This window comes from Pelagibius sp. (assembly GCF_965227505.1).
Lineage (GTDB): Bacteria > Pseudomonadota > Alphaproteobacteria > Kiloniellales > Kiloniellaceae > Pelagibius.
Map to the genome: position 1 here is coordinate 1,271,762 of NZ_OZ245757.1, position 14,991 is coordinate 1,286,752.

13 protein-coding genes are annotated in these 14,991 nt (G+C 64.9%); 7 read left to right on the top strand and 6 right to left on the bottom strand.

Features of this window, described 5'->3' with window-relative positions; genetic code table 11:
* Positions 1-140 precede the first annotated feature (140 nt).
* From ACO06P_RS06135 to ACO06P_RS06145, 3 genes are all read left to right on the top strand, one after another.
* The gene (locus tag ACO06P_RS06135; RefSeq protein ID WP_420349123.1) at positions 141-758 is read left to right on the top strand and encodes an acyl-CoA thioesterase; all 618 of its coding nucleotides are present in this window, start codon (positions 141-143) and stop codon (positions 756-758) included.
* 729 nt (positions 759-1,487) lie between these two features.
* Positions 1,488-2,822 (top strand): GFA family protein, encoded by a 1,335-nt coding sequence (locus ACO06P_RS06140; protein WP_420349124.1) that lies wholly within the window; start codon positions 1,488-1,490, stop codon positions 2,820-2,822.
* 510 nt (positions 2,823-3,332) lie between these two features.
* A complete protein-coding gene (locus tag ACO06P_RS06145; protein ID WP_420349125.1) occupies positions 3,333-4,055 on the top strand; it encodes a hypothetical protein in 723 nt (240 codons plus the stop codon).
* Positions 4,056-4,216: 161 nt separating this feature from the next.
* Here the strand turns inward: ACO06P_RS06145 and ACO06P_RS06150 are convergent, their stop codons facing one another.
* The 3 genes from ACO06P_RS06150 to ACO06P_RS06160 form a co-directional block, all read right to left on the bottom strand.
* Positions 4,217-5,566 carry a dihydroorotase gene (locus tag ACO06P_RS06150; RefSeq protein ID WP_420349126.1) on the bottom strand — a complete coding sequence of 450 codons (1,350 nt, stop codon included), beginning with the start codon at positions 5,564-5,566 and terminating at the stop codon, positions 4,217-4,219.
* A gap of 56 nt (positions 5,567-5,622) precedes the next feature.
* Positions 5,623-6,678: a glycosyltransferase gene (locus ACO06P_RS06155; RefSeq protein WP_420349127.1), complete on the bottom strand. Its 1,056-nt coding sequence runs from the start codon at positions 6,676-6,678 to the stop codon at positions 5,623-5,625.
* Between the two features lie 82 nt (positions 6,679-6,760).
* Complete coding sequence (locus ACO06P_RS06160; protein ID WP_420349128.1) at positions 6,761-7,516, bottom strand: hypothetical protein; 756 nt, start codon at positions 7,514-7,516, stop codon at positions 6,761-6,763.
* Between the two features lie 494 nt (positions 7,517-8,010).
* Here ACO06P_RS06160 and ACO06P_RS06165 point away from each other — a divergent pair, with 494 nt between their 5' ends.
* Positions 8,011-8,967, top strand: coding sequence for a glycosyltransferase family 9 protein (locus ACO06P_RS06165; RefSeq protein WP_420349129.1), 957 nt, complete (start codon positions 8,011-8,013; stop codon positions 8,965-8,967).
* Here the strand turns inward: ACO06P_RS06165 and ACO06P_RS06170 are convergent.
* Entirely contained in the window at positions 8,924-9,919 is a 996-nt protein-coding gene (locus ACO06P_RS06170; protein ID WP_420349130.1) for a glycosyltransferase family 9 protein, read from the bottom strand. The genes ACO06P_RS06165 and ACO06P_RS06170 overlap by 44 nt on opposite strands.
* Positions 9,920-10,028: 109 nt before the next feature.
* Here ACO06P_RS06170 and ACO06P_RS06175 point away from each other — a divergent pair, with 109 nt between their 5' ends.
* Positions 10,029-10,937 carry a YgfZ/GcvT domain-containing protein gene (locus ACO06P_RS06175; RefSeq protein ID WP_420349131.1) on the top strand — a complete coding sequence of 303 codons (909 nt, stop codon included), beginning with the start codon at positions 10,029-10,031 and terminating at the stop codon, positions 10,935-10,937.
* A gap of 245 nt (positions 10,938-11,182) precedes the next feature.
* Positions 11,183-12,331 carry an IS4 family transposase gene (locus tag ACO06P_RS06180; RefSeq protein WP_420345314.1) on the top strand — a complete coding sequence of 383 codons (1,149 nt, stop codon included), beginning with the start codon at positions 11,183-11,185 and terminating at the stop codon, positions 12,329-12,331.
* A 56-nt stretch (positions 12,332-12,387) separates the two neighbouring features.
* Here the strand turns inward: ACO06P_RS06180 and meaB are convergent, their stop codons facing one another.
* Positions 12,388-13,326 (bottom strand): methylmalonyl Co-A mutase-associated GTPase MeaB, encoded by a 939-nt coding sequence (meaB, locus tag ACO06P_RS06185; RefSeq protein WP_420349132.1) that lies wholly within the window; start codon positions 13,324-13,326, stop codon positions 12,388-12,390.
* Between the two features lie 189 nt (positions 13,327-13,515).
* Here meaB and ACO06P_RS06190 point away from each other — a divergent pair, with 189 nt between their 5' ends.
* Entirely contained in the window at positions 13,516-14,007 is a 492-nt protein-coding gene (locus tag ACO06P_RS06190) for an Hsp20/alpha crystallin family protein (RefSeq protein ID WP_420349133.1), read from the top strand.
* 69 nt (positions 14,008-14,076) lie between these two features.
* Here the strand turns inward: ACO06P_RS06190 and ACO06P_RS06195 are convergent, their stop codons facing one another.
* Positions 14,077-14,982 (bottom strand): DUF3630 family protein, encoded by a 906-nt coding sequence (locus ACO06P_RS06195; RefSeq protein ID WP_420349705.1) that lies wholly within the window; start codon positions 14,980-14,982, stop codon positions 14,077-14,079.
* Positions 14,983-14,991 lie beyond the last annotated feature (9 nt).

Genomic DNA, 14,991 nt, shown 5'->3' on the forward strand with positions numbered 1-14,991 from the left:
CCTGATTTAAATAACGCTGATCAAAATCGAGCATTCGTTGGTGCGCTCCGATCTGAGCCCCGGTGACGCCGGTGACGACTGCCCGAGAAATTGAGGCCTCTGCCGTTTAGGCACACTTGGAGAATTCAGAGGAGAAAGCGATGACTTTCGTAGCTGAAAGACTTGCCGCCAAACATCAACGAGCGAACGATGCAAGCAAGCCCGAGGAAGCCCCCGAGGAAGCCGATGCGCGCCGCGACAAACCGCAGCCCAGGGGAGAGTTGACCACTCGCACCTGGGCGTTCCCCAACAACGCCAATCCACGCGGCAGCATTTTCGGTGGTTGGATCATGTCGCAGATGGACGCCGCTGGCGCAATCTCAGCTGAAGAGGTTGCCCAGGGCCCGGTCGTCACGCTGGCCGTTGACCGCATGACTCTGCTGCGGCAAGTGAAGGTAGGCGACGTTGTTTGCTGCTACACCGATCTTGAGAGAATCGGCAGAACGTCGCTTTGCCTTTATGTCGAAGTCTGGATATCAAGCCAGGAGCGCCCCCAGGCCGTTAAAGCCTCCGAGGGCCAGTTCACCTTTGTCGCCATAGATGCCGAGGGGCTACCGCAAAGCATCCGGCGCACAGAGCAGAGCCGCGCAGTGATCGAGTCGAGTCCGGGTGTGATTTCGGTACCTGGCGGGATTCGCCCCGCGGCCGTCAAGCCTCACAACGACAACAACACTTCGCGATCGGTCACGAGACCGCGGGAACCTTTGCTAAACCCCTGACCTCTGAGGCCAGCCGACCTGCCAGGGCACCAAAACACCTGGTGGGTCGGCCGGTGTCATGACCACACCAGTAGCATAGCAGATGCACAGGCCTTGATATCCATTGGCCTTGATATCCATCGGATGACGACCCGCCGCCAAGTCATCACCCCCGAGGTTGATTTTGGAGAGCAGGACATGGGGTCGACAAAAAGAACCGGGCGTAATTACCACAGGCCCCCAACCGCACTCCTTCCGCGCAAGCGCGCGGGCATCCAGGTTGAGAGCGGGTAGACATGGATCGATCCGCTAGCACTCAAGGCGCAGCAGTCATGCGACCTGAAACCCGAAAACCCTAGAGCTCGGAAACAACGACTCCTTGGTACCAATGCCTGGAGCACTTAACGGCGTGGTCGAGTTCCCAAGAGTTCTCGGTTCGCGCCTCAATCACCCGGTTAAATCCGTCTGTTTGGAGGAAATCCCGAAGTTCAAGAAGTAAAACGAGGATGGCGGGGCGCAATGTGGATTAAGAACGGCCCTGCACGAGGAATGCCGCAATGTGCGACCACGGTTCCTCCAGCGTTGATGCGCTCGGCGGTCCGAAGCAGTGTCTGGCAAGAAGGCATGACAGATTTCCAAAACCACTCAGATGAGGGCTTGCACCATCATCTGCCTGCACCCGCGGCTGAGGCGGTCAGGGTGCAGGTCGAGAGGATTGTAGCAAGCCCGGGATTCCAACAGTCCGTCCGCATGAAGGACTTCCTGCGCTTTGTCATTGAGGAAGCGCTCGCCGGCCGCGGCGAGCGGGTCAAAGAACACACCGTCGCCCAGGAAGTCTTCCAGAAGGACGAAACCTTTGACCCGAAGATCAGCTCAATCGTTCGCGTTGAGGCGAGCAGGCTGCGGTCCAAATTGAAGCAATACTACGAATCCGAAGGTCAGTCCGACCTGATTCGCCTGGAGATACCCAAGGGAGGTTACGTTCCGAAAATCCGCACGCTCGTAGCGGAGCCACGCCCCAACGCCCTGGTGCTGCCAGCTCCGGCAAGTGGGCGCACACGACGCAGAATTGCCGCGATACTGAGCGCGGATGTTGCCGACTACAGCCGGCTCATGGGTATGGACGAGGCGAGAACGCTCACTGTGTTGCGGGCTCATCTTGGAGAACTGATCGACCCGGCAATTACCGAGTACCACGGGCGTGTCGTGAGGTTGATGGGCGACGGCGTGCTCGTCGACTTCGCCAGCGCTATCGATGCCGTGGAATGCGCTGTCCAGATTCAGCAAGGCATGGCTATGCGCAACGCAGACGCCCCAGATGATCCCCAGATTGCCTTTCGGATTGGCATCAATCTTGGGGATGTGATCCTGGAGGGGGACGACATCTTCGGTGAGAGCGTAAACATCGCCGCACGTCTTCAGGAACTCGCCGACCCCGGCGGGGTATACATCTCGGGCCCGGTTTTCGAGCAAGTGGACGGCAAGGTTGGTCTGGACTTCGTTGATCGGGGCAATCAGAAGGTCAAGAACATCGCCAAGCTGGTCCGCGTGTATCGCGCCAGCCTGCCGGACTGTTCGTCAATTACCCAGCAACGGCCCCTGTTCGACATGCAGGGCAGCAAGAAGGTGCCCGTCACCGGCGGATGCCTGTGTGGCGAGGTGCGCTACGAAATCACCAAGCCGGTGATCGAAAACAATTTCTGCCACTGCCGCATGTGTCAGAAGTTTTCCGGTGCACCCGTGGTCGCCATGTCGACATACCCCGAAGACGCCCTGCGGTTCACGAAGGGTGAGCCGAAGTACTACAGGTCATCGCCGTTTGTCGAACGCGGGTTCTGTGTCACCTGCGGTTCCAGTTTGACATACAAACCGCTGGCACCCGCGGTAGCGCCACAGTGGGCCGGCTGGATCGTGGTCCACACAGCGAGCCTGGACAATCCGGAGCCCAACGCCCCGAGGTGGCACCTGGGTATGGAAAGCCAGATGCCCTGGGTCGACATACACCACGCCCCCACCCGGGTACGCTGCAAGGATGCCCCGGACATCGTCGCTGCCTGGGCAGCCTTCGACATGCCGGTCCCGTAAGGTGCCACAGCCGTTGTATTGGGCCCGCCTATGAAGAGGCACCAACTGACTAACGGACTGATCGCTGGTTCCAGACGCGGTTCGCGGCACCGACCGCAACGTCGTTCTTGTGAGGATGAGTCGGGCAGCCTGATCCATCGGGAAGCATCGCAACAGCAGGGGCCATCGACAAGGGTCATCGACGAGGGCCATCGAAACGATCCCGGGACCGGCGTCGTGACGGCCTCTCCTCCCCGGCAGGCCTCCATCGCGTTCCATACGCGGACATCGGGCACACCTTTACCCGCAGAGCAGCCTTGCACCAGTGGGGCACGGCTCATTTTTCTGAAGCCTGGCGCCGGACAGTTCTCGTAGGTCAGTGAAAGCTCAACCGACAACCGGATGGTCCGTTGGCGAGATGCACCAAGCGAGCGGACCGGCAACAGCATCTCGGAATAACCGATCGCGCAACCGGAGGGGCGGCCCGGGCGCGCGGTGGGTTAAAGGCAAGATACGGAGAGGATTGAACGTATGACCGCCGCGCCGCAGCTTCGCACCGCCGCCTTCGTCGCCGACACTGCAGACACTGCAGACACTGCAGACTTTGTAACCAGGCTGAAAAGCGTCACGCTGTCCAACGGCAACTCCGTTGTCATCGATGCGACCAGGCGTGCCCGCCGTCCCGGACGCACGCTCAGGGCCCGGCAATTCGACTCGCTCGGTCGTCCGCTCGGCGAAGAAGTCACATTCCTGTTTGCCGCTGCCTGGGACATCGCTACCCCGGAGTTCGACATTGCCGTGCTCGACAATGACCGCATTGTCATCGTCGGTCAGAATCCCGTCGACGTTCTCACGATCCGGGATTTCGAGGCACCGCAACAGGGCCTGGAGACCTTCCGGAGAAAGACCCTTGTCAACGCAGCGCTGCTCCCGGCCGAAGACTGCGCATCGCCAATCATTCCCGGCCTCGACGGTGGCGGCGAGCGGGTCGACTGGGCCAGCACCCAAGCGGCTGAAGACTTGCCCGGCATGGAACGGCGCGAACGGTCAGACGGCGGGCACGCCGCGGCCGAGGTTGCGTTCTCGCGCTATAACGGCGCGCTCCATGCCGAGCCCGGCCCCCGCAGAACCACGGACGGCAGCCGTGTTGTGACCCTGGACCGCTACGGCGCCGGCAGCTCTGACGGGCCGGTCCCTCCCCGCATACCGTTCTTGTCGCCGAGAAAAAATCAGCCTGATTGGAAGCAACGCTGAGGCTGCTTGGCGCTGAAACTGCATGGCGAGGCGGCAAACACCGAAAGCACGTCCCGACACGCCTGTCCTCTATGCAATGAGCTGCCACCGCGGCCGGAGGCAAGACACTGCAGGCCGGTTCAGGGCATTGCGCGCCGCAACCGCGCGCGCAAAGACAGCTTCTAGCCCGCTGTGCCGCGCGGCAGCGTCTCCATGAACTGCACCGGAACGCCCGCCGGCTCGCCGGGCAGTTCGTCCTCGCGCATGACGATCTGGCCACGGATGATCGTTGCCATCGGCCAGCCGGTGACGGTCATACCTTCGAAGGGCGACCAGCCGCATTGCGAGGCCAGCCAGTCGCCGGTGATCTCGCGCCGCGCCTTCAGGTCCACCACCGTGAAGTCGGCGTCATAGCCCACGGCGATGCGGCCCTTGCGGGCAATGTTGTAAATCCGCTGTGCGCCGGCAGAGGTCAGGTCAACCAGCCGCGGCAGGGTAAGGCGCCCGGCGTTCAGGTGGTCCAGCAGCAACGGCAGCAAAGTCTGGACGCCCGGCATCCCTGAGGGCGTGCGCGGATAGTCGGCGGCCTTCTCCTCGCGGCTGTGGGGTGCGTGGTCGGAGCCGACGACATCGACGATGCCGCGGCGGATACCCTCCCACAGGCCGGCCCGGTGTCGCTCGTCGCGGATCGGCGGGTTCATCTGCGCCAGACTGCCGAGCCGCTCGTAGCAGTCCGGGGCTGCCAGTGTCAGATGCTGCGGCGTCACCTCCACGGTGGCGACATCCTTGTTGGCGGCGAGAATCGGCATCTCGTCGGCGGTTGTGATGTGCAGCACATGAAGGCGGCGCCCCGCCTTGCGCGCCAGCTTCAGGATGCGCCGGGTGGAACGCAGAGCGGTTTCCTCGTCACGCCAGACCGGGTGCTGGTCGACGTTCGCGCCGTCGCGCACCAGCTCGAAACGCTCGCGCAGGCGCTCCTCGTCTTCGGAATGTATGGCGACCCGGCGCGTGCCGCTGCTGAGTGCCGCCAGCAGGGTGTCGTCGTCGGCCACGAGCAGCGAGCCGGTGGACGACCCCATGAAGATCTTGACCCCGCAGCAGCCCGGCAGGCGTTCGAGTTCGCCCAGCTTGTCGGCGTTCTCCGCCGCTGCCCCGATAAAGAATGCATGGTCACACCAGGCCCGCCCCCGGGCACGGGACAGCTTGTCGTTCAGCGCCGCCGCATCGATGGTGGCCGGGCTGGTGTTGGGCATCTCGAAAACCGCGGTGACGCCACCGAGAACCGCCGCCCGGGTGCCGCTCTCCAGGTTTTCCTTGTGATCGAGCCCGGGTTCGCGGAAGTGCACCTGTGTGTCGATCACTCCCGGCAGAACCGTCAGGCCCGAGGCGTCGAAAACCTCCGCGGCCCCTCCGGGGTTGAGGTCACCGATGTCGGCGATGCGGCCGTCTTTGACCGCCACTGCCGCCGGTGCCAGACCGGCCGGCGTAAAGACCTCGCCGCCGGTGATGAGGAGATCCCAATTTTCAGCCATCTGTACCGTCCCTTGTTGAGCCCGCTCCCAATCGCGCTTGTGTCGCCCTTGCCTGCCTAGCCTGCCGATCGAACCGGCGCGGCGCTGCCATCCAGCAGACCGGCAAAGAGATCGAGGTAGCGCGCGACAGCCACCTCTTCCGTGAATCCTTCTTCGAACCGGCGGCGCCCTGCCTGAACCAGCCGTTCCGCCGTCTGCGGCTCGGCGATCAGACGGCCGATCGCCGCCGCCATGGCCGGCGCGTCGTCGATGGGCACCAGCAGACCATCCTCCTGATCCTGAATCAGCCAGGAGGGCCCTTGGCTGGCTGCGGCCACCATGGGCAGGCGGTACATCCAGCCTTCCAGCACCACCGAGCCCAGCGGTTCGTGGCGCGACGGCACGATGTAGACATCGGCAGCCGCGAAGTAAGGCGCCGGATCCTGCTGCCAGCCGAGGAACCGCACCCGCTCCGCAATGCCGAGGGCGACCGCCTGACGCTCCAGCGTCTGCCGCAGAGGCCCGTCACCCGCCAGCCAGAGATAGACGCCTGGAAGCTGGGCGATGGCCTGCAGCAGGGTGTCGAAAGCCTTGTTCTCGTGCAGGCGGCCAAGGGCAAAGACGAGCGCTGCATCGTCCGGCGTGTCGAGCGCTGCCCGGTCCTGCGGATCGGCGCTGCGGTCCTCGACGAAGTTGGGGATCACATGGATCCTGTCTTCGGGAAAGCCACCGCCCGCGCAGTGAGCCTTGATGTCCGGGGTGATGCAGATCAGATGATCGCAGCGCCGGTAGTATTTCAGGTCGTAATAGCCGCCGAGGCGGGCCAGATGCAGGAAGTCGCCCTTGGGCATGGCGGCGGAAGCCCGGCTCATATAGGTCAGCGCAAGCTGCGGACGGAAAGCGGCGATTTCCCTTTTCAGGATACGGCCGGTCCTGCGGTCGAACAGGCCGCCGAAGGGCACCGTCACTGGCTCGATACCGCCCGCTCTCAAGATCTCAAGGCTTTCCGGATGCGGGCGGATCACCACCCGTTGGTCCACGCCGGCGCGCTTTAAGGCCAGGCAAAGCCGCAGGAAATGCATTTCGGCGCCGCCTTGCGGCGCACCGGCCAGGGCCTGCAGCAAGCGCGGCATGGACTGCGGTCACCCCCTGTTTGGTCGAGCCCGCCGAGGCCGCATTGCGTCAGCCTTGGCGCAGCGATTGCGGTGAGACGCCTCAGCCCTGCATGGCCGGGCGGCTGGCGAGCAGGCGTTTGCGGAACACGACGAGATAGAAAAGGATGAAAAGAACGAAGTAAAGCTCCTGGATCTCGCTGGGGCGTCGGAAGATGATGATGTCCCAGAGCCCCTCGCTCCGCAGCCGGTCCCAGGTCTTCGCGAACTCGGCGATGACGGCCACGGGCAGGCAGACGAGCGGCGGCAGGAAGACAGCAAAGCGCCCCTGTCGAATCTGCGGGCGTTTCAGCGCCAGCAGCGGGATCACGATGCCGCCGACGATGACGCCGATCTCCAGCAAGCTGCGGGGTTTCTGGTCGAACCAGGAACTGATGTTGTGGAGATTGGTTTCGCCCTGGTCATTCAGCGCTTCCCAGCCCTCCGGCGTCGCCCAGCCCAGGTAGTGCTGACCCCAGCTTGCTTCTTCGCCGGCCAGGTAGATGCTGCCGAGCAGGCCGAGGAGGATCCAGATGAAAATCAGCCGGTCACGCCGCGCCTCCGGCAGCGCAAGGATGCGCAGACAGTAGACCACGCTGATCAACGGAATGATCACGTGGCTGGCTTCCAGGATGCCGACCTCGCTGCCGATGTGGGCTTCGTAGAACTGCGGGTCGGCATGGCCGGCGGCGATCAGGATCACGGCAACGGCCAGCGGCAGCCAGAGGTACAGCCATTGCGGCAGGCGCTCGGCCTGTTGCAGCTTTTTTTCTCCCGCCAGGTTTTCGGCGGTGCTGAAGTGACTGCTTTCCTGAACCACGGATCCCGCCAACTGCGCAGGCAGGCCGCCTCGGACGGCCTGCCCTCTGCCTCACGAAGCCTTGGAGCAAAAGTGCCTTGGATATGTCATGGACGCGGCTGCGATTCAATAGCAGGTCGCGACCGGAATCACGACCTCCGGCGCAGATAGGCTCCCCTCAGCCGCCTCCATAGCGATCACAGCGTGCATTTCTGAACAGAAGGTCCGGGTCGCGCCATACATGACCTGAACCCGGAAATTGCCCGTCTTCGGCAAAGAGCGACTCCTCGTCGGGATGAGCCTCGCCGAGAAAGCGCGGCAGCCTGGTGGTGCTGAGATGGGCGACCGTTTGAGCCATGAGTCCGGGCAAGGGGGGAACGCGGCCTTTGAGAAGTGCACAGGGGAAGAGTTTCACGACTCTCCCGGCCCCGACAACGCTAACGGTGGAACCGCGGTGGCCAAGCTTTTGTTGCGTGCTGCGGGCGCAGCGGGCTAGATGCGCGGCGAGCCGTTCCATGAATACCATGCCCGCCGAGCCGTCAGACCAGATCCCAGAGCAGATCCTCGTCATCAAGCTGTCCGCTTTCGGCGACTTCGTGCTCTCTATCGCCGGTTTTCAGGCAATCCGCGCGCACCACCGCAACGCGCGAATCACCCTGATGACGACCGCGCCCTTCCGCGCGATGGCGGAGGCCAGCGGCTGCTTCGACCGCATCTGGATCGACCGGCGCCCGAAGTGGTGGCAGGCCGGGGCCTGGCTGGCCCTGCGCCGGCGCCTAAACGCGGCCGGCTTCTCCCGAGTCTACGACCTGCAGCGCTCCGACCGCAGCGGGGCCTACTTCCGGCTGCTGAAGGCCCCCAAGCCCGAGTGGGTCGGCATCGTCCCCGGCGCTTCCCACCGCTATGTGATGCCTGGCGGGCCCGCGACCCACATCTGCGAGCGGGAGGCCGACCAGCTTGCACTGGCCGGCCTGCCGCATCCGGGCCTGCCCGACCTTTCCTTCATGACCGCCGACCTGACCGAACTGGACCTGCCACAGCGCTATGCACTGCTGGTGCCGGGCGGCGCGGCGCACAGGCCTGCCAAGCGCTGGCCGGAGGACCGCTACGCGGCGCTGGCCCGTCACCTGTTGGAGCGGGGCCTCACCCCACTGCTGCTGGGGGCCGAGCCCGAGCGGGCGGAAATCGCCAGCATCGCCGAAGCGGTGCCGGGCGCCCGCGACCTCTGCGGTCGGACGCCGCTGATGGCGTTGGCCGCCCTCGGGCGGGGCGCCAGCCTCGCCGTCGGCAACGACACCGGGCCCATGCACCTGATCGCCGCGGCCGGGGCGCCCTCGCTGGTGCTCTATTCCCACGACTCCGATCCGGCGAAGATTGCGCCGCGCGGGCCCAGCGTCGCGACCCTCAGGCGCCCGTCGCTGGAAGATCTCAGCCTTGAAGAGGTTCTGGCGGCCCTGCCGCCGGCGCGCTAGCGGCGGCGCCGGTCCTGGACCAAAGGTCCCGGGCCGCCCTCTCAGCGGCATCGACGGTGAGACTCTCCATGAAACAGGCCCTGGCGGCGAAATCGAAGCCGGGCACAGCGGTCAGTTCCTCGAAGCTCTCGGGCGTGCGCACGAAAGCCGCCTTCGGCCCCCAGGGACGGTAGCGCGCCTCCGGACTGGGCCCGAACAGCCCCAGCGTGGGAGCCCCCGCCGCCGCGGCCAGATGCATGAGACCGGAATCGTTGCCGACAAAGAGATCGGCACGCCGCAGGCAGGCGGCCACCTGCAGCAGGTCGCCGCAGTCGATCAGATCGACGCCGCGGTCCCCGGCAGCCGCCAGCACCGGCGCCGCCTGGGCGCGCTCGTGCGGGGCCGCGAAGACCGCCACCCGCCCGCCGGGCAAAGGCCCTTGCGGCGCCGTCAGGCGCATGGCCAGTTCGGCAAAGCGATCCGCCGGCCACTGCTTGCCCATCCAGTTGGCCGCCGGGGCGACCGCCAGCACCGGCCCGCCCGCCGGCAGCAGAGCGGCCGCTTGCGCTTCGGCCTCCGGCGACAGCCAGACGGTGGGGCTCGGCGGCGGAGACAGGTCGAGCAGATCGCCCAGTTCCTCCACCCGGTGGCGCCCGCGCCGGCGCTTGCCGATGACGATGCGTTGACCGGTCCACAGCAGGTAGGCGGTGGCCGAGCCGCGCAGGTCGACGACGATGTCCCAGCGGCTCAGCACCGCCTGGCCCCAGAGCTTCAGCCAGTGGCGGCTGTAGCTTTGCTTTTCGATGGCGATGATCCGCTCCAGCCCCGGCACCGCCTGAAACAGCGGTGCCGACAGGCGGCCCACCGCCACGGTCACCCGAATCCCCGGATGCCGCTTGAGCAGATGATCCAAAAGGCCGGTGGACAGCACCGCATCGCCGATGCGGGTGGCGGTTATGAAAAGCAGGCGCATAGCGCCGCTTATAGAGGCGCCGTCTCAGCTTGGCAAAGGGCCTTGCGCAGGACAGCGGGGGATGCCACCTCTAGGGGATCGGCCACCCCAAGCAAGGATCGGAACCCTCATGAGCGACGCCAAGGCGGTCATCCTCGACCATCGCGGGCTGCTGCGCATCGGCGGCGCCGACCGGGTCGACTTCCTGCAGGGTATCGTCTCCAACGATGTGGCGCGGGTTTCGCCCGAGCGCAGCGTCTGGGCCGCCTTCCTCACACCGCAGGGCAAATTCCTGCACGAGTTCTTCCTGGCTGCGGAGGACGGGACTTTTCTGCTGGACTGCGAGGTGGAGCGCCGCGCCGATCTCGGCCGGCGGCTGAAGCTCTACAAGCTGCGCTCCCAGGTCACAGTCGAAGATGCGAGCGAGGACCTTGCGGTCGCCGTGCTGATCGGCAACGACGCGCTGGCAAAGCTCGGACTGCCCGAGGAGCCCGGCGCGACCGCGCCCTTCGGCGGCGGTCTTGCCTTCGTCGACCCGCGTCTGGCCCGGCTCGGCGCCCGCGCCATTCTGCCGAAATCCGGCGCCGCCGCGGCCTTGGCGGACGCCGGTTTCGCCGACGCGAGCCTCGAGGACTACGACCGCCTGCGCATCGCCGCCGGCGCGCCCGACGGCAGCCGCGACATGGAGATCGAGAAGTCGATCCTGCTGGAAAACGGCTTCGACGAACTGCACGGCGTCGACTGGGATAAGGGCTGTTTCATGGGCCAGGAACTGACCGCGCGCACCAAGTACCGCGCCCTCATCAAAAAGCGCCTGCTGCCGGTGGAGATCGAAGGCCCCCTGCCGGAGGCCGGCAGCGCCGTCACCCGCGACGGGAAGAATGCCGGCGTGCTGCGCTCCGTCGTGGCGGGGGAAGGCGACACCGCCCTCGGCCTCGCCCTCCTGCGCCTGGACTCCCTGGGCGAGCGCTACGACGCGCCGCTCATGGCCGGCGACGCCAAGGTCACCGCCCAGAAGCCCGACTGGGCGGAGTTCTAGGCCGTACTTGTCGGCATTCGATCTTGAGGTTCATGCTTCGAGACGCGGCTTCGCCGCTCCTCAGCATGAGGATTGCCAAGCCGCCTCACCCTGAGGAGGACGCGAAGCGGCCGTCTCGAAGGGTGGATGCTCGGGTCAAGCCCACTGGTGTCCGGTTTAGATTTGGTGGACTGAGCGCACGGTGTTGATTCTACTTGTGTCCAAGCGTTTGGCGACGTCCTGGGACACGAGAAAGGAACAACACCGTGCGACACCAGAATAGCGTTTTTCACGATCTTCTAAAGCGGGTTCCCTGGGGAGAGTTCGAGCGCCTGGTGGCTGAGCACGGAGCGGACCATCGGGTTCGCCGTCTGCCAACCAAGAGCCAGTTTATAGCCTTGCTTTACGGGCAGCTTTCCGGGTCGACGAGCCTGCGGGAGATCGTTGGCGGCCTGGAGAGCCATGCCAGGCGGCTCTACCACCTGGGTGGGCGACCAGTGTCACGCTCGACTTTGTCGGACGCCAATGCCCTGCGCCCGAGCGCGGTATTCAGCGATCTCTTTGCGGCGATGGTTGGTCAAGCCCAGCGGGGCCTGCGCCGCAAAGTCGGTGAGGCGGTCTATCTGATTGATTCCACCAGTATCCGCCTCAGCGGGATTGGCTGCGAGTGGGCGCACTTTTCAGCCAAAGCCTGCGGCGCCAAGGCGCACGTCATCTATGATCCCGCCGCTGACCGGCCGATCTATGCGGCGGTCACCGCGGCCAAGGTCAACGACATCACCGTCGCCCAGACGATGCCGATAGAGGCAGGAGCTACCTACGTCTTCGATCTCGCCTACTACGATTACGGCTGGTGGGCCAGGATGGATGCCGCCGGTTGCCGCATCGTCACCCGCTTCAAGTCCAATACGCCCCTGGCTGGAGCCGTTGAACTCGACGTAGTGGAAGGCACCAGCATCCTCTCCGACCGCATCGGGCTGTTGCCGCAGCGTCAGGCTAACAGCCGCAAGAACCCCTTCAGCAGCCCGGTTCGCGAGGTGCGCGTCAAGACCCACACCGGCAAGATCTTGCGCATTCTCTCGAACGATCTCAAGGCCCCAGCCAGGGAAATCGCCGATCTCTACAAGCGCCGCTGGGCCATCGAGCTGTTCTTCCGATGGGTCAAGCAAACCCTCAAAATCCGCCACTGCCTCGGAGCCAGCGAGAACGCCCTACGCATCCAGATTGCCGTCGCCCTCATCGCTTTCCTGATCCTGCGCATGGCTCAGGGCGACCAGAAAACCATCCAAAGCCCGCTCAAGTTCGCCCGTCTCGTCCGCGCAAACCTCATGCACCGACGCCGTATAGATCGGCTGATAACCGCCCAACCCGATCCACGCGAAAACCCAAATCAAATGGCCTTGCTATGGGTTTGAATCTAAACCGGACACCAGTGGGCTTGACCCGAGCATGACAAAGCAATGCGGGCGGCCTAATCCGCGATCGCTGCCGAGAGGTCGGCGAGGCGCTCGTAGGGGGAATCGCCGCGGTCGAGGTTGAGGCGGCAGCCGATGATCTCGGCCCGCTTCACCCCTTCCCGCCCGAAGCGGGTGCGCAACGCCTCGGCGAACCAGATCCGCGCGTTGGTGTGGCGGCGCTTCTCCAGCCGTCCGGCATCGGCCAGCCAGGCGGCGTGGCGGTCGATGGCGGCGACCAGCGGCGCGATGCCGTCACCGCGCTGGGCGGCCACCGGCAGGATCGGCACCTTCCAGCCGTTGGGCCGGCGCTGGTGGGTCAACGCGGCGCGCAGGTCCGCCTGGCTGCGCTGCGCCGCCTCCATATCCGCCTTGGTGACGACCGCGAGGTCCGGGATTTCCATGATCCCGGCCTTCATGAACTGCAGGGAATCGCCGGATCCGGGCTGCACGCAGAAGACCACGGTGTCGGCGACCCAGGCCACGTCGGTTTCAGACTGGCCGACACCGACGGTCTCGATCAGCACCACGTCGTAGACCGCGCGCATCAGCAGCATGCCGGCGACGGTGAGTTCCGCCAGACCGCCCAGGCGGTCGCGCGCCGCCATGGAGCGCACGAAGACCCCGCCATCCTCCGGGTCGGTCATGAGCCTGAGGCGGTCGCCGAGCAGCGCCCCGCCGCTGCGCCGCGACGAGGGATCGACGGCGATCACCCCCACGGTCCGCCCGGCGCCGCGCAGTTCCGGCAGCAGCGCGCCCAGCAGGGTCGATTTGCCCACCCCCGGCGGCCCGGTGACCCCGATAACGTGCCCCTTGGGGGCCGCAAAGGCGGCATCCAGCAGCGCGACGGTGTCCGGCGCCTCCGGTGCCGATTCGAGCACCGCCAGGGCCTCCGCCATGGCGGCTTTGCCGCCGGCGACGAGGTCCTTCAGGGTCATGGCATGCCCGATGGTCATGACGGTTAGTTGGCCGTGTTGCGGCGATCCGGTCAAGGGCGAAGAGGGGTTTTAAGAGCCTTCTTCACCGGGATTTGCTTGATCTGCCTCAAGGCAGAAAGCGCCGTGCTCCCGTACCCTTCCGGCAAAAGGTCGCCACCCGGCGCACCCATCCCGAAAGAAAGGACCGGTTCTACTTAGGAGGTTGTAATGGCCCTCAAAGATCTGACCCCCTGGCCGCACGGCAAGGCCGGCGCGGCGCCCTCCATCTCCGACCTGCACCGCGAAGTCGACCGCGTGTTCGACGACTTCTGGCGCGGCTTCGGCCGTCCCTCACTCTTTGCCGGCAACGGCGAGGCCATGAGCTTCGATATCCGTGTCGACACTAGCGAGGACGACAAGGCCTATCACGTTGTCGCCGAGCTGCCCGGCATGACCGAAAAGGATGTCGAGGTCACCTTCACCGACAACAGGCTGACGATCTCCGGCGAGAAGAAGGAGGAAAAGGAAGTCAAGGAGGAGAACTACCACCGACGTGAGCGCTCCTTCGGCAGCTTCCGCCGCTCCTTTACCCTTCCGGCCGACATCGACGAAGCGAAGATCGCCGCCACCTTCAAGGACGGTGTGATGACCGTCGATCTGCCGAAGACCAAGACCGCCCAGAAGAAGGCGAAGAAGATCACCATTTCCCGCGGCAAGTAAGCCGCCAGGCTTTTCCGATCCGTCCTGACCCGGGCCGCCCTCCAACGGCCCGGGTTCGTTTTGAGCGCTTCAAGCTGAACGAGCGAGCCTGGACTGCAGCTTCCTCAAGAAGATATCACCGGGATAGCTGCGCGATTCCAGGGTCACGCCCAGCGGGAAGTCATCGAAAACAAGCTGCAGCGGTGTGGTCTCGATCTCCACGTCCCAGATATGGCCGTCGGGCCCACTCACCTTCTTTATCAGCGTTCCATCGAGGCGGTGCAGCAACTCAGCGGCATAGGCCTCGAAGTCGTCCCATCCGGCTCTCTCCGTTAGCAGCAGCGACAAGTGGCCTGAAGCCTGAGGCTGGAGGGTAAGCCTCTCCATCGGGAAGTCCCACATCTTGCCGCCTTCGTCCTCCCGCAGCAGGCGCCGCAGCCGCATCTGGATGAAAGGGATGCTGACAAGCCAGTAAAGCAGCAGGATCGCCGTTCCGACCTTCAGGCCGAGCCGCGTGGCCGCACCGCGTTCCGCTTCCACCAGATCGACGGCAGCCCGAATGAAGACGTAGAGATATCCTGCAGCGCCTGCCAACAGACCAACTGCGAAAGCAACCACTCCGAAAGTGCCGAGAGCGTTGTTGAGCGCCTCAATCGCCGATTCAGTACCGGGCAGGAAGACATAGAGGGATGTGATTATGACAACCGCGAGAGCGAAGGCCGCAATTGGGCGGCGGATGGCCCGTGAGCGCTGTGATCTGAAGCCGCCGCTCGTCACCAAGATGACAAGCAGCGCATAGCCCATAGGCACGATGCCAAATGAAATCGCGAAAGCCCGATCAATGGGGTCCAAACCCGCGGCGTTGGCGAGCAGCGCATTACCAAAGAGGTAGTTGACCCCGAAGCCGGGAGCGAGAATGAGTCCAATCACCAGCAGCCACATCCATGCCGGGTGCAGACGCGCAAGCCGCCGGAGAATACTGCTTTTTGTCGGCACCTCGGCCAA